The organism is Nocardioides palaemonis (assembly GCF_018275325.1).
GTDB lineage: Bacteria > Actinomycetota > Actinomycetes > Propionibacteriales > Nocardioidaceae > Nocardioides > Nocardioides palaemonis.
In genome coordinates, this window is the sequence record NZ_JAGVQR010000004.1 from 862,597 (window position 1) to 878,150 (window position 15,554).

A 15,554-nucleotide genomic window follows, 5' to 3' on the forward strand; every position below is an offset into this window, starting at 1 on the left:
GTCCCTCCTCACATGGTCAGGTCGACGCCCCGCGGGGCGCTCCGGACCGGGTCGGGACGGAGCACGGTCGCTCCGTCGGTGAGGCCGTCCCTGGCTGCTGCTCCACCACGCGTCCGTGCGTGCTGGTCCTGCTGGCCGCCGTCCCGTCCGGGAGCGGAGGCGTCGCCGCCGGAGCCCTGGGCGCCGTACGACTGGTCGGGGGTCCCGGGCTGCTGCCCGGTGGTCGCGGTCTGCTGGCCGGCGAGGTCGCGCACGACCACCCGCGCGTCGACGGCGCCGGCCATCTCGAGCACCCGGTGGAGCTCCGGGGCGCCCTCGGCCAGGGCGCGCGCCGCGTGCTCGCCACCGGTGAGCTGCACCTGGACGGCGCCGTCACGCACGGTGAGGGTCACCCGCACCTCGCCGAGGGCCTCGGGCTGGAGCTTCATGGTGAGCCGGTGGACGCCGTCCCCGCGCGACACCAGCCGGGTCACCTCCGGCACGACCTGCGTCATCGCGGGTGCCGGGCGCACGTCGGCGACCGGCGTGGCCGGGGCTGCGGGGGCGCTGGGTGCCGTCACGGCCGGGGTGGCGAGCACGGTGCTCGCGGGGTCCGGCTGGAGGGTCGGCTGGGGGGCGGACTGGGTGGCCTGCTGGGGCGCGGCCGGCTGGGAGACCTGCTGCGCGGCGGCCGGCTGGTCGCCGTCGGCGGTCGCGGGGTCCCCGGCAGACGCGTCGCCGCTCGCCGGTCCGACCGGGGTGCCCGTGGCATCCGCGGCACCCGGGGCTGCGACGGGAGCGTCCGCGCCCGGGCCGTCGGTCGAGGTCGGGGCCGTGGTGGCTCCCGGGACGGGGCTGGTCGGCACGGCGGTGCCCCCGGTGGGCGTCGTCGTGGCGCGGGTGACGACCTGGCCGTGGAGCACGCCGGCCACGGGGCCGGCGGCGGTCGGCCCGGCGGCGTCCTTGACCGGCAAGGCGGTCTGCTGCGGGGGCGCGGGCTGCTGCGGCGCGGCGGCCACGGCAGCCCAGGGGGCGACGGTCGATGCGAGCACGTCGGCCGGCACCGCCCCCTCGTCGGCGGCGCCCTCGTCGGTCACCTCGGCCGGCTCGGCCCCGTCCGTCGGGACCGGCGCCCCGGCGGGCTCGGCGGTCCCGGCGGTCCCGGCGGTCCCGGCGGTCCCGGCGAGGAGGTCGGCCACCAGCGCGGCGAACGACCCCGGTGCTGCCGGGTCGCCGGCCGCGGTCGTCTCCCCGGCCGCCGGGACGGCGGGCGCGACGGACGGTCCGGCGCTCATCGGCGTGATGCTCATGCGGCCTCCTGCCAGCTGGACATGATCGACTGGACGTAGTTCTGGGTCTCGGGGTACGGCGGGACCCCGTCGTAGCGGGCGACCGCGCCCGGCCCGGCGTTGTAGGCGGCGAGCGCCATCTCGATGGAGCCGAAGCGGACCAGGAGCTGGTCGAGGAGCTTGGCGGCGCCCTCGACGGCCTGCGCGGGGTCGAAGGGGTCGCTGACCCCGAGGCTCTTCGCCGTCGCGGGCATCAGCTGCATCAGCCCCTGCGCGCCCGCGGGGCTGACCGCCTGCGGGTCGAAGCCCGACTCCTGCTTCGCGACCGCCGCGAGCAGGGCGGGGTCGAGGTGGTGCGCGGCGCCGGCCCGCGCGAAGAGGTCGGCGTACGGCGTGCCGGCCGGCAGGCCGCCGCTGCCGGCGACGGCCGAGGTCGACGTCACCGGGACGGCTCCGCCGATCGGCGCGACCGAGCTGGTCGTGCCGGGCAGGACGCGGCGGATGTAGTCGGGGGGAGTGGTGACCGGGACGACCTGGACGTGGCCGCCGGGCCGCGGGGCCTCGATCATCTGGCCGTCGCCGATGTAGATCGCGATGTGGTCGGCGCCGACGTTGCGCCCGGAGTTGTCCCACGCGATCAGGTCGCCGGGCTGCGCCTCGGCCATGCTCGCCACCGGCGTTCCGGCGCGCGCCTGGTCGGCGGACAGCCGCGGCAGCTCGATGCCGAAGGAGGAGTAGACCGACTGCACGAGGCCCGAGCAGTCCACCCCGCGCTGCGGGTCCGTGCCGCCCCAGACGTAGGGCAGCCCGACCATCTCGCGGGCCTTGGCCACGACCTGGTCGCCGGTGACCGTGCCCGCGGTCGACCCGAGCGCGGTGCGGGACATGACCGAGGAGAACCCGGTCGACCCCACGCCGGACGCCTGCGGCAGCAGGGCGAGCTGGGCCTGGATCTGCGAGATCCGTGCGGTGACGTCGGTGATGCTCATCGGACGGCCTCCAGCTCGGCGGCCGGCAGCTCGAGGGCCTGGGCCCGCAGCCAGCGGGCGGAGACGAGGTCGTCAACCTCGACCCGCTCGCGCCGGGCCCGCTCCTCGCGGCGGCGCTCCTCGCGGCGCTCGAGCAGCAGCTCGACGGCGGCGAGGCGGGTGCGGTCGCGCTGCCAGTGCTCGCGCGCCGTCGTGGTGAAGGTGACGGCGGTGGCCAGGGCCGCGCGGAGCGCGATCACCTCGGCGGCCGTGCCGGCGGCGGCCACGCGGGCGGTGGCGAAGCTGGCCGGGTCGATGGCGTCGGGGTCCGTCGTCGCGGCGAGGTGGGCGGCAGCGGCGGCGAGCCGCTGCTCGGCGGCGCGCTCCTCGGCAGCGGCGTGCGCGAGGCCGAGCCGGCTGTCCTGCTCGCGGACGCCGCGCACGCGGGCCACCGCGCGCATGCCGGCGTCCGGGTCCTGGTCGGGGGTGCGTGCCATCAGGCCACCAGCTCACGCAGTCGTTGCCACGTCTGTGCGACGGGCGTCGTGTCGTCCATGTCCTGGCGGAGGAACGCGTCGATCGCGGGCATCCGGGCCAGCGCGACGTCGGCGTCGGCGTCCGCGCCCGAGACGTACGCACCGATCTCGACGAGCTCGCGCACCGACCGGTGCGCGGCGAGCAGCCGGCGCAGCCGGGTCGCGTCGGCCCGCTGCTCGGGGCCGGTCACCGCGCCGGTGACGCGGGAGATCGACTCCAGGACGTCGATGCTCGGGAAGTGACCGGAGGTGGCCAGGCGCCGGGAGAGCACGACGTGGCCGTCGAGGATCGAGCGCGCGGTGTCGCCGATCGGGTCCTGCATGTCGTCGCCCTCGACCAGCACGGTGTAGAGGCCGGTGATGCTGCCGGTCGGGGACGTGCCCGCACGCTCGAGCAGCTGCGGGAGCAGCGTGAAGACGCTCGGCGGGTAGCCCCTGGTCGCGGGCGGCTCGCCGGCCGACAGCCCGATCTCGCGCTGGGCCATCGCGACGCGGGTCAGGCTGTCCATCATCAGCACGACGTGCTTGCCGCTGTCGCGGAAGTGCTCGGCGATGCGGGTGGCGACGCCGGCGGCGCGCAGCCGCTCGACCGGAGGCGCGTCGGAGGTGGCCACGACGACGACCGACCGGGCGAGGCCCTCGGGTCCGAGGTCGTTCTCGATGAACTCGCGCACCTCGCGACCGCGCTCGCCGACCAGGGCGATGACCGAGACCTCGGCCTCGGTGCCACGGGCGACCATGGAGAGCAGGCTGGACTTGCCGACGCCCGAGCCCGCCATGATGCCGATCCGCTGGCCGCGGCCGCACGGGGTGAGGGCGTCGAGGGCGCGGACGCCGAGCCCGAGCTGGTGCTCGATGCGCGGGCGGCTGAGCGCGGTGGGCGCGGACTGTCCGACGTCGACGACCGGCAGGTGCGCGAGCGAGGGTCCGCCGTCGACGGGCCGGCCGAGCCCGTCCAGCACCCGGCCGCGCAGCTCGTCGCCGACCGGGATCCGCAGCGGGCCGCCGGTGTGCCGGACGACGTCGCCGACCCGGAGGCCGGTGGTGTCGCCGAGCGGCAGGCAGGTGAGGCCGGCGGGGCCGCTGGCGGCCACCTCGGCCAGCACGGTCGTACGGCCCTCGACGGCCACGAGGTCACCGACCGCGGCCGGCAGCCCGGTGACCCGGACCTGGAGGCCGAGCAGCTCGGCGACCTGGCCCAGCTGCAGCGGCGCGACGGCCTGCAGCGCGCGGACCCGGAGCTCGTGCGTGAGCACGCTCATCGCAGCACCTCCGCGAGCCGGGCGATCGTCTCGTCGACGCGCAGGTCGACCACGTGGTCCTCGGCGTGCGCCACCGCGTCGCCGAGGGCGAGCGACGGGTCGGCCACGACGGTGATGCCGTGGTCGGCGAGCTCGCCGGCGACCGCGGCGATGGCGGGGTTGAGCCGCACCGACACGACCGCGTGGTGCGGCAGCAGCCCGACCACCCGGTCGAGCAGGTGCACCGGGTCCGCACCGACCGCGCCCACCAGCTCGCGGGTCAGCTCCAGGGCCATCACGCTCGCCTGCTCGTCGACCCGGCGGCAGGTCTCGGCCAGGGCGCGGTGGGCCTGCGCGGCGGCCTCGTGCAGCGCCGCGACGGCCGCGGCGTGCTCGGCCTCACGGCGGGCCTCGGCGGCCGCGACGGCGGCCGCCTGCTGCTCGGCCTCGGCACGCACCGCGGCGGCGGCGTCGCGGCGGCCCTGGGCCCAGCCCACGGCGTAGCCCTGGGCGCGGGCCGAGTCGTGGGTGGCCTCGACGGTGCGCAGCTCGGGCATCCGCAGCACGTCGGGGCGGGTCAGGTCAGTCGACGAACTCATCGTCGCCTCCTCGCCGCACTACGATCTCGCCGCGCTCCTCGAGCGAGCGGATCATCCGGATGACGGCCTGCTGGGCCTCCTCGACCTGGGTGAGGCGGACCGGGCCGAGCAGCTCGACCTCCTCGAGGACGTTCTCGGCCGCCCGCTCGGACAGGTTGCGGGTGATCTTGTCGCGCACCTGGTCCGGGACGCCCTTGAGGGCGAGGGCGAGCTCGCCGGTGTCGACCTGGCGCAGGACCTGCTGCACGTCGCGGTCCGACAGGCCCACGACGTCCTCGAACATGAACATCCGGCTGCGGACCTCCTCGGCCAGGCTCGCGTCGAGCGCCTCGAGGCCCTCGACGATCTGGCGCTCGGTGGACCGGTCGGCGCGGTTGATGATGTTGACCAGCGGGCCGAGGCCGCCGACGTGCGAGGAGTCGCTGGGCTGCAGCACCGACGACAGCCGGCGCTCGAGCATCGACTCGACGATGCGGACGCCCTCGGGGTTCGCGCGGTCCATGACCGCGATCCGGTGCGCGACCTCAGCCTGGAGCTCCGACGACAGGCCGGAGAGGACCAGCGACGCCTTCTCCGCCGTCATGTGGGCCAGCACGAGGGCGATCACCTGCGGGTGCTCCTCGCGGATGAACGAGCGCAGCTGGCCGGGGTCGGCGCGGCCGAGGAACTGGAAGGGCAGCTGGATGGCGCGGGCGGTGAGCCGCTCCAGCGCCTCCTCGGCCTTGTCGTCGCCGAGCGAGCGGCGCAGCAGGTCGCGGGCCAGGTCGATGCCACCCTGGAGCAGGTGCTGGCGCGCGGCCAGCAGGCTGGAGAACTCCCCCATGACCGACTTCGCCTCGTTCGGCTCGACCGATGCGAGCGCGGCGATCTCGGCGGAGATCGCCTCGACCTCCTCCTCGCTCATGTGCGAGAGCACCTCGGCGGCACGCTCCTTGCCCAGCCGCACCAGCACGATGGCGGCCTTGCGGGCACCGGTGTTCGTCATCACGCTCATCAGGGACGCTCCACCAGCCAGCCGCGCAGCAGCGAGGCGACCTCGTCGGGCTGGCGCTCGACGAGCGCCATGAGCTCCTCGCGCATCTCGTCGGCCGGCTCGACGGCGGCCAGGGCGAGCGCGGTCTGGGCCTCGGACTGCGCCGACTGGGCGGCCAGCGCGGCGCGGGCGGCCTGCTCCTGGCGCAGCTGCTCGACGACGTAGGACGTCGCCTCGTCGCGGGCCTTGGCCTGCTTGCGCTGCCGGCGCCAGGCCAGGCCGACCAGCAGCAGGACCAGGCCGCCCAGCGCACCGTTGCGGATCATCGCGTTGCGGGCGTCCTTGGCGTCGGCGGCCTTCGCCGCCTTGAGCGCAGCGGCGTCCGCGTCGGCGACGGAGGTGTCGAAGGGCACCGACGAGGTCTCGATGGTGTCGCCCCGCTTGGTGTCGAGGCCGATGGCCGAGGAGACCAGCGCGTTGATCTGGGCGGGGTCGACCGCGACCTTGGAGTTGGTGTCGATGACCACGGCGGCGTGGAGGGACTTGATCGAGCCGGGCGCGGTCTCGGACTGCTCGACCACCTTGTCGATGCCGTTCTCGCGCACCGTCGAGGAGTTGTCGTAGGTCCCGTTGCCGGTCGTGGTGCCGGTGCCGAGGCCGGTGTTGGGTCCGACGACGCCGCTGGCGCCACCGTTCGGGGTGCCGGTGCCGTTGTAGGTCTCGTTCTGCACCGACTCCGAGAGGACGGGGACCTTCTTGTCCTTGCCGTAGGTGGTGGTCTCGGTGGTCGTCTTGTCGAAGTCGAGCACCGCGGTGACCTGCACCGAGGAGTTGCCGGGGCCGAAGACCCGGTCGAGCATCGCCTGCGCCTTGGCCGAGAGCTGGTCCTGGTAGTCCTGCTGCTGGCGGTTCTGCGTGGTGGCGACGCCGGCGCCGGTGGCGCTCCCGTCCGAGAGCACCCGGCCGCTGGAGTCGGCGACGGTGACCTTCGACGGGTCGAGGCCGTCGATGCTGGACGCGACGAGGTGGACGATCGCCTGGACCTGGTCCTCGGAGAGCTGGACGCCGGCTCGGGTGTCGACCAGCACCGAGGCGGTCGCGGGGTCCTGCTGCTCGGCGAAGACCTGCTTGGGCGGGAGCGCGAGGTGCACGACGGCGGTGTCGACGCCGTCGATGGCCTCGATGGTCGTGGCGAGCTCGCCCTCCATGGCCCGCTTGAAGTCGGTCTGCTCCTTGAACTGCGAGGTCGAGATGTCCTGGCCGTCGAGGATCGAGTAGCCGCCGTCGCTGCCGCTGCTGGACGGGATGCCCTGGCCGCTGAGCGCGATGCGCTCGGAGTAGACCTGGTCCTGGGGCACCGAGATGGTCCCGCCGCCGTCACCGATCTCGTACTTCACGCCGTCGGCGTTGAGCTGCTCGACGACCGCAGAGGCGTCCTCGGGCGAGAGGTCGGTGAAGAGCGGCGCGTAGGACGGCGCCGACGCCCAGCGGAACACCATGAACGCCGCCAGCAGCAGGGCGCTCGTGCCGACGATCGCGACGACCTTCTGCCCGGGGCTGAACAGCGCGAAGCCGCGCCGGTAGCGGTCCAGTGCTTGCGTGATCCCGGTCCTCATCCGACCTGCATCCTCATGATCTCGCTGAACGACTCGATGGCCTTGTTGCGCACGGCGACGGTGAGCTTGGTGGCCACCTCGGCCTCACTGGCGGCCAGCGTGTAGTCGTGGATGTTGGGCAGGGTGCCGGACGCGGCGCGGACCGCGAGCGTGTCGGCGTTGTCCTGCAGCCCCTCGAGGCGCTGGATCCCGTCGAGGACCATGCTGCCGAAGTCGGGGCCCTTCGTCGCCGCGGTCGCCGAGGGGGCAACCGGCGCGGGTGCCGCGACGGCGGGTGCGGCGAGCGGGGTGAACCCGATCGACTCGATGCCACCGATGCTCATCAGCGCTGTCCGATCTGGAGTGCCGCGGCGTAGGTGTCCTGTGCGGTCTTGGTGACCTGGACGGACGCCTGGAAGCCGCGCTGGGCCTGGACGAGGGAGGTCATCTGCACCGACATGTCCATGGCGGGCGTCTTGACGTAGCCGTTGGCGTCGGCCAGCGGGTGGTCGGGCGCGTACTCCATGATCCCGTTGGGGTCGCCGGCCTCGATGCCGGAGACCTCGACGCCGCCCTCGGGCAGGGCCGTCGCGACGACCATCTGCTCCTGGAAGGCGTCCTGGTTGGTGGCCGTGACGGTGTTGGCGTTGGCGATGTTGTTGGCGAGCGCGTCGAGCCAGGTCTGGTGCATGCCCAGGCTGCTGTTGGCGATGCGCAGCATGTCGAAGGCGCCCATCAGACCGCGCCCGCCGCGGTGGTGATCATCGAGAACCGGTCGGAGACCGCCCGGGTGACCATCTGGTACTGGAACTGGGTCTGCATCGCCGCGAGCGACTCCTTGCGGAGGTCGACGTTGTTGCCGTCGAGGCCCGCGGGCGCGTCGGTCGGGACGGAGGTCGGGGTGATGCCGCCGGCCGGCATCTCGCCTCGCTGGAGGGCGGAGGCGAGCGAGGACTCGAAGTCGACCGCGCGGGCGCGGAAGCCCGGGGTGTCGACGTTCGCGATGTTGTCGGCGATCACGTTCTGCCGGGTCGCGAGGCCGTCGAGGGCGGTCGCGAGCACCGAGGAGACGGCGTCGGGCATGCCGATGGACACGGGGGTCCTCCTGCTGGAGAAGGGCGGCCGGTCCATCGGCGCGAAGGGGGTGAGCACTCCTTGCTCACGTGCTGCATCGGCCCGGTGGGCCGACAGATGAGGAGTTGGGGGAGGCGAGGGTCGAGAACCACCCGAACGGGTCATGCCGGCACCACCCGGAGGTGGTGCCGGCATGGTCAGGCCCGACGTCGGGCCGAGATGTCAGGCCGAGATGTCAGGCCGAGATGTCGACGTAGACCGGGGCGCGGTCCACGGGGCGCAGCTGCGCGAGCCCGACGCGGGTCTGCTCGAGCGCCCGGGCCAGGCCCTCGCGCACGACGTCCTGGCGCCTGAGCAGGTCACGCGCCCGGGCCACCAGGGCGTCCGGGATCGGACCGCCGGTCTGCGGCGGGACCCAGGCGCCCGAGGCGGCGGGGACCGACGTGTCGCCGTCGAGGGGGCCGGTGAGCATCCGCTCGGCGACCCGGACGTCGTGCTCGAGCGCCTCGAGGGCGTCGCGCCACGAGCGCACCACGTCGGCGAGGTCGTCGTCGCCGGGGAGCCGGCCGATCATGCCGACCGCGCGGTGTCGAGCGCGGCACGGCGCCACGCGTCGCCGAGGCCCTCGACGAGACCGAGGCAGTGGCGGGTGCGCTCGACGTCGCGCTCGACGTTGGCCTTCACCAGCTGCACCATCAGGTGGGCGTAGAGGCTGTTGAGCGCCGGGCCGCCCTCCCAGACCTCCGGCCGCAGCGACGACTGCAGCTCGGCGACGATCGCCTGGGCGTGCAGCAGCTGCTCGTGCGCCTCGGCGTGGTCACCGGACTCCTGGGCACCGATGGCGCGCTGGCAGTCGAGGGCGAGGCGGTCGTAGAGCATGACCAGCAGCCGCGCGGGGCTGGCGGTCTCGACCGACGCCTGGAGGTAGGAGGCGGAGGAGGCGGTGCCGGAGTAGGCGGATGCGTAGGCCATGGGGGTGTCCTTATCCCGAGGTCGTGAGGGAGGAGATCTGGCTGGACAGCCACGACGACTGGCTGTTCATCTGGTTGAGCGCCGTCTCCATCGCGGTGAACTGCCGGGTGAGCGTGGAGCGCCGCAGCTCGAGGCGGATGTCCCAGTCGGCGATGTCGTTGCCGAGGCGGGTGATCGTGTCGTTGCGGCCGGTGATCGAGGTGGTGAGGGTGCCGTCGACCCGGTCGCTGGCCGCCTTCGCCGCGGCACCGAGACGGGTGACGAAGCCGGTGCCCGACGCGGTGAGCCGGGTCTGCACGGAGGTCGGGTCGGCGGTGTAGGCCTTCTGGAAGGCCGACTCGTCGAGGACCAGCTTGCCGTAGCGGTCGGTCTGGATGCCGAGGTCGGCCAGGCTGGTGCCGTCGCCGGGGAACACGCTGTTGATCAGCTGGTCGCGGACCGTGCGGACGTTGGTGTCGCCCGCGAGCGGGCCCCGCGTGCCGGTGCCGCTGGCCTTGCTCTGGGTGTCGATGTCCGCGAGCACGGAGTTGACCGCGTCGATGATGCCCTTGAGCGCCTTCGAGGCCGCGGACTGGTCCCGGGCCAGCACCACCTCGGAGGTGGTGCCGGCCGTGGCGCCGGCCGCGAGCGTGACGGTGACCCCTGGCACCAGGTCCGAGAAGGTGTTGGACGAGGACGTGGCAGTGATCGTGTCCCCGACCGTGACCTGGGCGTCGCGGCCGGCGCGGACCGTCGCCCCGCCCAGCAGGGCGGAGCCGTCCGTGGCGGTGAGGGTGAAGTCTTCCTCGGCCCCCGTGGCCGAGGACTCCACCACCAACCGGTACTGGTCGGTGCCCACCTTCACCGCGGTGGCCCGCACGCCGGTGGCGTTGGCCGGGTCGTTGAGCGCGGTGACCAGGCCGGCGAGCGTGCCGTCGGTGGTGAGGTCGAGCGGCGTCGAGCCGTCGAGCCGGTCCAGGCGGACGGTGGTCGGCACGGTGCCGGCCGTGGTGCGCCCGACCGTGTCGGCGAGCTCGAGGCGGTGGGTCGTCGCGGTCTGGTCGACCCGGAGCGAGAACGACCCGGGGCCCGCCGACGTGGTCGCCGAGACGGCGACCTTGGTGTCCGAGCTGGTCGCGGTGACCGGGTTCCAGGCCGACGCCTTGCCGAGGTCGGTCGCCAGGGTGGCGAGCGCGGCGAGCTTGGTGTTGATTCCCTGCAGGATCGTGACGATCGACTTCTCCGACGTCTGGCGCGTCTTGAGCCGGGTCTGGGAGGACGCCTCGAGCTGCATGAACTGGTCGATGATCGACGCGGTGTCCAGGCCGCTGCCGAGGCCGCTCACGCTGGCCGATGAGCTCATCGTCGTCCTCCGTCGTTGGATCCCGGGGACCCGGTGGCCGGGCCGGTCGTGCGACCGGCCCGGCTACCGCGGTCGTGCTGTCCCGTCAGCGCTGCTGTCAGCGCAGGAGGGAGAGGACGCCCTGCGAGGCCTGGTTGGCCTGCGCCAGCATGGCCGTGCCGGCCTGGGAGAGGATCTGCGAGCGGGTGAAGCCCATCATCTCCTGCGCCATGTCGGTGTCGCGGATCCGCGACTCCGACGCCGACAGGTTCTCGATCGCCACGTTCACGTTGTTGATGGTGTGCTCGAAGCGGTTCTGCGTCGCACCGAGGTCGGCGCGCTGGGTGGAGACCTCGGTGATGGCCTCCTGCAGGGTGTTGCTGTCGGTGATGTCGATCGCAGCCATCGCGGTGCCGGCGGTGAAGTCGGCGAGCGCGGTGGCCGAGACGTCGATCGTGTCGGTGCTGTCGTAGCCCACCTGGAAGGTCAGCGCCGTGCCACCGAACAGGTCGGTGCCGTTGAACTTGGTGTTGTCCTTGATCCGGGTGATCTCGTCCTTGAGCGCGGTGAACTCCGAGCTCAGCGCCGCCTGCGAGTCGGTGCCCTGGGTGCCGTTGTTGTACTGCACGGCGAGGTCGTTCATGCGCTGCAGCATGGAGTGGACCTCGGTGAGCGCGCCTTCAGCGGTCTGCACGAGGCTGACGCCGTCCTGGGCGTTGCGGGCGCCGACCTTCAGGCCGCCGACCTGCGAGCGCAGGCCCTCGGAGATGGCCAGGCCGGCCGCGTCGTCGGCGGCGCGGTTGATCCGGAAGCCGGAGGACAGCTTCTCGAGCGACTTCGACATCTGGCCCTGCGTGACCGACAGGTTGCGGTACGAGTTGGCGGCGTCGATGTTCTGGTTGATGCGAAGACCCATGATGGATTCCTTCCGTGGTTTCTGAGTCACGAGCTGGAGTCCGTCCGTGGACTCCGTCGAGGTCCTGTTCGGCGGGCCCGGGTCCCACCTGAGGGTTTCGAGGGAGATTCTTTCGACGCGCTTCGCAGCCTCGTCGTCCTCGCGCCGGGACATGGCTCAGGCGCTGGTGGCGACCCGGGGCACGTAGGTGCGCGCGACGGCGGCGTGGCGGTCGGCCACGGCGGCGAAGTACGCCTCGCGGCGACGCGCGGCGACACCGTCGGGTCGGTCGTGGGCGGGGACCAGCTCGGGGGCCAGCTGGGAGTTGAGGCCGTCGCGCAGCAGGACCATCGCCTCGGCGCGCAGCTGGGAGATCCGCGACTCGGTGACACCGAGCTCGGCGGCGAGCTCGGCCATCGGCCGCTCCTCCAGGAAGTAGCCCTGCACCACCCGGCGCAGCCGCTCGGGGAGCTCGGCCACGGCCTCGGAGAGGTAGGTGAGCAGCTCGGTGTGCTCGAGCGCCTGCTCCGGCGTCGGGGTGGACGACGGCCTCGAGTCGGCGTAGGACCCGTGCTCGTCGCCGGCCTCCAGCGACATCACCTGGGCGCGGGCGAGGTCCTCGCGGTTGGCCAGCACCTCCTCCACCGGGATGCCGTGCGCCGAGGCGAGCTCGGCGTCGGTGGGCACGCGGCCCAGGGTGTGGGTGAGGCGCATCCGCGTCTCGTCGAGGTTGCGGGCGGTCCGGCGGACCGAGCGTGTCGCCCAGTCCACGCCGCGCAGCTCGTCGAGCAGCGCGCCCCGGACACGGGTCGCGGCGTAGCGGGCGAACGGCACGCCCCGCGCGGCGTCGAAGCCGCGGGCCGCCATCACGAGGGCCGTCAGGCCCGCGGAGGTCAGGTCGTCGCGGTCGACGTGCGCCGGGACCCGGGAGAGCACCTCGCGGACCAGGTGGCCGACGAGCGGGATGTGCTGGGTCACCAGGTCGTCCTGGTCGGGCGTCTCCAGGGGGAGGGAGACGGCGCCCGACGGGGCGAGGGAGGCGGCGGGGGAAGCTGCGGGGGTGGTCACGGGTCGAGCCTTGTGGAGCCCGAGGGAGTTTGTTACCGATTCGAGGAGGAAGGGGTCAAAGGAGTAACAGAACGGGGACCGACGTCCCACACGACCATGGCCCGTTCGGACTATGCGGTTACCACCTGCACCGTGCGTGCACACGTGGCACGTCCCGGTCAAAACCTCGGGGAAGTCCTCAGGTCACCGTGACGACGACCGATGGGACGGGCGTGAACCTGACCGATCAGGCCCGCCTCGTCGCGGGTGGAACCGCGACCGCCACGATGGAGCGACTCTCCCTCGTCCTCTGGCGCGAGCGCGAGCTGCTCTCCGAGCTGCACTACCGCCTCGAGGTCGAGCAGCTCGTCCTGGCGAGCGGTCGCAGCCGCTGGCTGGCCCACGCGACCCGCGACATCGACGCGCTGCTCGGCACCATCCGCGAGACCGAGGTGCTGCGTGCCGTCGCCGCCGACGACGCCGCCGCCGTGGCCGGCATGAGCGCCAACCCGAGCCTGGCCGCGCTCGCGGAGGCGGCCGGCGACCCGTGGACCACGATCCTCACCGAGCACCGCGAGGCGTTCGTGACGCTCACCGCGGAGATCGCCACCCTCGCCGACTCCAACAAGCACCTCATCTCCGCCGGCTACCGCTCGGCGCGCGAGACCCTCCTCAGCCTCGGCGAGTCGGTCGACGGCTACGCAGCGGACGGCACCGCCACCGCCGACGGCTCCCGCAACCGGCTCGTGGACCGGAGCCTCTGAGGTGGCGGGCACCTTCGGCTCCATCAACGCCACGGCGAGCGCCCTGCGCTACCACCAGGCGGTGATGGAGGTCGCGAGCGGCAACATCGCCAACGTCTCGACCGACGGCTACGCCCGTCGCCGCGTCGTCGGCCAGGCCGTCGGTGCCCCCGCCCAGCCCGCCATGTGGAGCCGGTTCGACGGCCACGGCGACGGCGTACGCGTCGGGTCGGTCGACCGCCTCGTCGACCCGCTGCTCGACTCGCGCGCGCGTCGCGAGCACGGCACCCAGTCCTTCCTCGACACTCGCGCGGCCGCGCTGGCCCGGGTCGAGTCGTCCCTCGGCGAGCCCGCGGGCGAGGGCGTGTCCAGCGCACTCGCCGGCGTCCGCCGCGCGTGGCAGGACCTCGCCAACAACCCCGACTCGGCCGCGACCCGAGCCCAGGTCGTCGCCACGTCGCGCACGCTCGTGGACGCGGTGGCCGGCCAGCGCCGCAACATCGAGGCCGAGGAGGGCGACCAGCGGGCGTCCCTGCTCGCCGATGTCGGCGAGACCAACACCCTCGCCCACGACCTCGCCGCCGCCAACGAGGCGATCACCGCCGCCCGCCTGGCCGGCAACGACACCTCGAGCCTCCTCGACGCCCGCGACCAGATGGCGCTGCGCCTCGCCGAGCTCACCGGCGGCACCGCGGTCGAGAACGGCCAGGGCGGCCTCGACGTCACCGTCGGCGGCGTCGCGCTGGTCACCGGCGGCAAGGCCGGCACGCTCGCCGTGTCCTCCGGCATCAACCCCGACGGCACCTCCGACGGACAGCCGCTCGCCCTCGCCGTCACCCCGCCCGGCGGCACCGCGACCGCCGTGTCGGGCCTGCGCGGAGAGGTCGGCGGCAGCGTCGACCTGCTCGGCACCACGCTCCCCGGCCTGCGCGCCGGGCTGCAGGCGGTGGCGCAGCAGGTCGCCGACTCCGTCAACGCCGCGCACCAGGCCGGCTTCGACCAGGCCGGCGCCGCCGGCCAGCCCTTCTTCGCCGTGGACCCGTCCGACCCGAACGGTCCGCTCGTGCTGCTGGTGACCGACCCGGCGTCGGTCGCCGCCTCCGCCATCGGCGGCGGACCCAACCGCGACGGCAGCAACGGCACCGCGATCGCCGCCGCGCTCGCCGGCCCGACCTCGGGCTACCAGCAGTTCGTCACCGGCCTCGGCAACGACGTCGCCTCCGTGCGCCGCCTCGCCGCCACCCAGCAGAACCTCACCGACCAGGTCGACGGCGCGCGCGAGCAGCTGTCGGGCGTCAACATCGACGAGGAGATGGTCACCATGATGCAGTCGCAGCGGGCCTACGAGGCCGCGGCGAGGGTGATGACCACCCTCGACTCGGTCCTCGACACCCTCATCAACCGGACCGGGCTGGTGCGCTGATGCCCATCAACCGCGTGACCCAGTCGATGCTGACCGACCGGTCGCTCACCCGCCTGCAGGGCAGCCTGTCCCGCCTCGCCGACATCCAGGAGCACCTGTCCACCGGCCGGGTGCTCAACCGCGCCTCGGACAACCCGGGCGACGCCGCGACGGCGATGCGGCTGCGTGCCTCGCTCGGCGAGCAGCAGCAGTACGCCCGCAACGCCGAGGACGGCCAGGGCTGGCTCGCCTCGCTCGACTCGACGCTCGGGTCGGCCAACGACATGGTGCGGCGCGCCCGCGAGCTCGGCCAGCAGGCGGTCAACGGCGCCATGAGCCAGCAGTCCCGCGACGCGCTCGCCGCCGAGGTCGACCAGCTCCGGTCCGCGCTGGTGGCCAACGCCAACACGACCTACGTCGGCCGGCCGGTGTTCGGCGGCACGACCGCGGGCTCCGCCGCGTTCACCGAGTCCGCCGGGGTGGTCACCTTCACCGGGGACACGAACCCGGTGAACCGGTCGGTCGCCGACGGCGTCGTCGTCGACGTCTCGGTGGCCGGGCCGACCGCGTACGGCGCCGACGGCGACAACGTCTTCGACCACCTGGCCGCGCTCTCGACCGCGCTGCGCTCGGGCGACACGACCGGGGTGCAGACCGGGGTCACGGCGCTCACCTCCGACAGCGACCGGCTCGTCGTGGCGCGCGCCGAGGTCGGCGCCCGCACCAACCGCGTCGACCTCGCGGTGACCCGCGCCGGCGACCTCGAGACGTCGCTGACCAACGCGCTGGCCGAGATCGAGAACGCCGACCTCCCGAAGACGATGGTGGACCTCAAGATGCAGGAGGTCGCCTACCAGGCGTCGCTCGCCGCCACCGCCCGCGTGCTGCAGCCGAGCCTGGTGGACTTTCTGCGATGATCG

Annotated in this window: 18 protein-coding genes; 3 read left to right on the forward strand and 15 right to left on the reverse strand. The window is 73.7% G+C overall.

Annotation, left to right across the window (positions count from 1 at the left end; translation table 11 throughout):
- Positions 1 to 8 precede the first annotated feature (8 nt).
- The 15 genes from KDN32_RS23040 to KDN32_RS19945 all read right to left on the reverse strand — a co-directional run bounded on the left by KDN32_RS23040 (position 9) and on the right by KDN32_RS19945 (position 12,510).
- Positions 9 to 1,289, reverse strand: a complete 1,281-nt coding sequence (locus KDN32_RS23040) for a flagellar hook-length control protein FliK (RefSeq protein WP_211734122.1) — start codon at positions 1,287 to 1,289, stop codon at positions 9 to 11.
- The gene (locus KDN32_RS23045) at positions 1,286 to 2,257 is read right to left on the reverse strand and encodes a transglycosylase SLT domain-containing protein (protein WP_211734125.1); all 972 of its coding nucleotides are present in this window, start codon (positions 2,255 to 2,257) and stop codon (positions 1,286 to 1,288) included. Before KDN32_RS23045 ends, KDN32_RS23040 begins: the two co-directional genes overlap by 4 nt.
- A complete protein-coding gene (locus KDN32_RS19885) occupies positions 2,254 to 2,733 on the reverse strand; it encodes a hypothetical protein (protein ID WP_211734127.1) in 480 nt (159 codons plus the stop codon). The genes KDN32_RS23045 and KDN32_RS19885 overlap by 4 nt, the downstream gene beginning before the upstream one ends.
- Positions 2,733 to 4,034 (reverse strand): FliI/YscN family ATPase, encoded by a 1,302-nt coding sequence (locus KDN32_RS19890; protein WP_211734128.1) that lies wholly within the window; start codon positions 4,032 to 4,034, stop codon positions 2,733 to 2,735. The genes KDN32_RS19885 and KDN32_RS19890 overlap by 1 nt, the downstream gene beginning before the upstream one ends.
- Entirely contained in the window at positions 4,031 to 4,612 is a 582-nt protein-coding gene (locus KDN32_RS19895; RefSeq protein WP_211734130.1) for a FliH/SctL family protein, read from the reverse strand. The genes KDN32_RS19890 and KDN32_RS19895 overlap by 4 nt, the downstream gene beginning before the upstream one ends.
- Positions 4,596 to 5,606, reverse strand: coding sequence for a flagellar motor switch protein FliG (fliG, locus tag KDN32_RS19900; protein ID WP_211734132.1), 1,011 nt, complete (start codon positions 5,604 to 5,606; stop codon positions 4,596 to 4,598). Before fliG ends, KDN32_RS19895 begins: the two co-directional genes overlap by 17 nt.
- Positions 5,606 to 7,201 (reverse strand): flagellar basal-body MS-ring/collar protein FliF, encoded by a 1,596-nt coding sequence (gene fliF / locus KDN32_RS19905; protein WP_211734134.1) that lies wholly within the window; start codon positions 7,199 to 7,201, stop codon positions 5,606 to 5,608. Before fliF ends, fliG begins: the two co-directional genes overlap by 1 nt.
- Positions 7,198 to 7,524, reverse strand: a complete 327-nt coding sequence (fliE, locus tag KDN32_RS19910; RefSeq protein ID WP_211734136.1) for a flagellar hook-basal body complex protein FliE — start codon at positions 7,522 to 7,524, stop codon at positions 7,198 to 7,200. The genes fliF and fliE overlap by 4 nt, the downstream gene beginning before the upstream one ends.
- The gene (locus KDN32_RS19915) at positions 7,524 to 7,916 is read right to left on the reverse strand and encodes a flagellar basal body rod protein FlgC (protein WP_211734138.1); all 393 of its coding nucleotides are present in this window, start codon (positions 7,914 to 7,916) and stop codon (positions 7,524 to 7,526) included. Before KDN32_RS19915 ends, fliE begins: the two co-directional genes overlap by 1 nt.
- Positions 7,916 to 8,275: a flagellar basal body rod protein FlgB gene (locus KDN32_RS19920; RefSeq protein WP_211734140.1), complete on the reverse strand. Its 360-nt coding sequence runs from the start codon at positions 8,273 to 8,275 to the stop codon at positions 7,916 to 7,918. The genes KDN32_RS19915 and KDN32_RS19920 overlap by 1 nt, the downstream gene beginning before the upstream one ends.
- A gap of 214 nt (positions 8,276 to 8,489) precedes the next feature.
- Positions 8,490 to 8,828, reverse strand: coding sequence for a hypothetical protein (locus tag KDN32_RS19925; RefSeq protein ID WP_211734142.1), 339 nt, complete (start codon positions 8,826 to 8,828; stop codon positions 8,490 to 8,492).
- Positions 8,825 to 9,226 (reverse strand): flagellar export chaperone FliS, encoded by a 402-nt coding sequence (fliS, locus tag KDN32_RS19930; protein ID WP_211734144.1) that lies wholly within the window; start codon positions 9,224 to 9,226, stop codon positions 8,825 to 8,827. Before fliS ends, KDN32_RS19925 begins: the two co-directional genes overlap by 4 nt.
- A gap of 10 nt (positions 9,227 to 9,236) precedes the next feature.
- Positions 9,237 to 10,568, reverse strand: coding sequence for a flagellar filament capping protein FliD (gene fliD, locus KDN32_RS19935; protein ID WP_211734148.1), 1,332 nt, complete (start codon positions 10,566 to 10,568; stop codon positions 9,237 to 9,239).
- Between the two features lie 97 nt (positions 10,569 to 10,665).
- Entirely contained in the window at positions 10,666 to 11,463 is a 798-nt protein-coding gene (locus tag KDN32_RS19940; protein ID WP_211734150.1) for a flagellin N-terminal helical domain-containing protein, read from the reverse strand.
- A 156-nt stretch (positions 11,464 to 11,619) separates the two neighbouring features.
- The gene (locus KDN32_RS19945; protein ID WP_307854234.1) at positions 11,620 to 12,510 is read right to left on the reverse strand and encodes a sigma-70 family RNA polymerase sigma factor; all 891 of its coding nucleotides are present in this window, start codon (positions 12,508 to 12,510) and stop codon (positions 11,620 to 11,622) included.
- Between the two features lie 212 nt (positions 12,511 to 12,722).
- Between KDN32_RS19945 and flgN the strand changes: the two genes are divergently transcribed.
- The 3 genes from flgN to flgL are packed head-to-tail and all read left to right on the forward strand — an operon-like array spanning position 12,723 to position 15,551.
- Positions 12,723 to 13,253: a flagellar export chaperone FlgN gene (flgN, locus tag KDN32_RS19950; protein ID WP_307854235.1), complete on the forward strand. Its 531-nt coding sequence runs from the start codon at positions 12,723 to 12,725 to the stop codon at positions 13,251 to 13,253.
- Between the two features lies 1 nt (position 13,254).
- Positions 13,255 to 14,655, forward strand: a complete 1,401-nt coding sequence (flgK, locus tag KDN32_RS19955) for a flagellar hook-associated protein FlgK (protein ID WP_211734152.1) — start codon at positions 13,255 to 13,257, stop codon at positions 14,653 to 14,655.
- Positions 14,655 to 15,551 carry a flagellar hook-associated protein FlgL gene (gene flgL / locus KDN32_RS19960; protein ID WP_211734153.1) on the forward strand — a complete coding sequence of 299 codons (897 nt, stop codon included), beginning with the start codon at positions 14,655 to 14,657 and terminating at the stop codon, positions 15,549 to 15,551. Before flgK ends, flgL begins: the two co-directional genes overlap by 1 nt.
- Positions 15,552 to 15,554 lie beyond the last annotated feature (3 nt).

Coding starts and splice junctions, on each gene's coding strand:
- fliE (WP_211734136.1), bottom strand. CDS start 7,524: ATGAGCATCGGTGGCATCGAGTCGATCGGGTTCACCCCGCTCGCCGCA.
- KDN32_RS19925 (WP_211734142.1), bottom strand. CDS start 8,828: ATGATCGGCCGGCTCCCCGGCGACGACGACCTCGCCGACGTGGTGCGC.
- fliG (WP_211734132.1), bottom strand. CDS start 5,606: ATGAGCGTGATGACGAACACCGGTGCCCGCAAGGCCGCCATCGTGCTG.
- fliF (WP_211734134.1), bottom strand. CDS start 7,201: ATGAGGACCGGGATCACGCAAGCACTGGACCGCTACCGGCGCGGCTTC.
- KDN32_RS19890 (WP_211734128.1), bottom strand. CDS start 4,034: ATGAGCGTGCTCACGCACGAGCTCCGGGTCCGCGCGCTGCAGGCCGTC.
- KDN32_RS19895 (WP_211734130.1), bottom strand. CDS start 4,612: ATGAGTTCGTCGACTGACCTGACCCGCCCCGACGTGCTGCGGATGCCC.
- fliS (WP_211734144.1), bottom strand. CDS start 9,226: ATGGCCTACGCATCCGCCTACTCCGGCACCGCCTCCTCCGCCTCCTAC.
- KDN32_RS19915 (WP_211734138.1), bottom strand. CDS start 7,916: ATGGGCGCCTTCGACATGCTGCGCATCGCCAACAGCAGCCTGGGCATG.
- flgL (WP_211734153.1), top strand. CDS start 14,655: ATGCCCATCAACCGCGTGACCCAGTCGATGCTGACCGACCGGTCGCTC.
- KDN32_RS23040 (WP_211734122.1), bottom strand. CDS start 1,289: ATGAGCATCACGCCGATGAGCGCCGGACCGTCCGTCGCGCCCGCCGTC.
- fliD (WP_211734148.1), bottom strand. CDS start 10,568: ATGAGCTCATCGGCCAGCGTGAGCGGCCTCGGCAGCGGCCTGGACACC.
- KDN32_RS19940 (WP_211734150.1), bottom strand. CDS start 11,463: ATGGGTCTTCGCATCAACCAGAACATCGACGCCGCCAACTCGTACCGC.
- KDN32_RS19885 (WP_211734127.1), bottom strand. CDS start 2,733: ATGGCACGCACCCCCGACCAGGACCCGGACGCCGGCATGCGCGCGGTG.
- KDN32_RS23045 (WP_211734125.1), bottom strand. CDS start 2,257: ATGAGCATCACCGACGTCACCGCACGGATCTCGCAGATCCAGGCCCAG.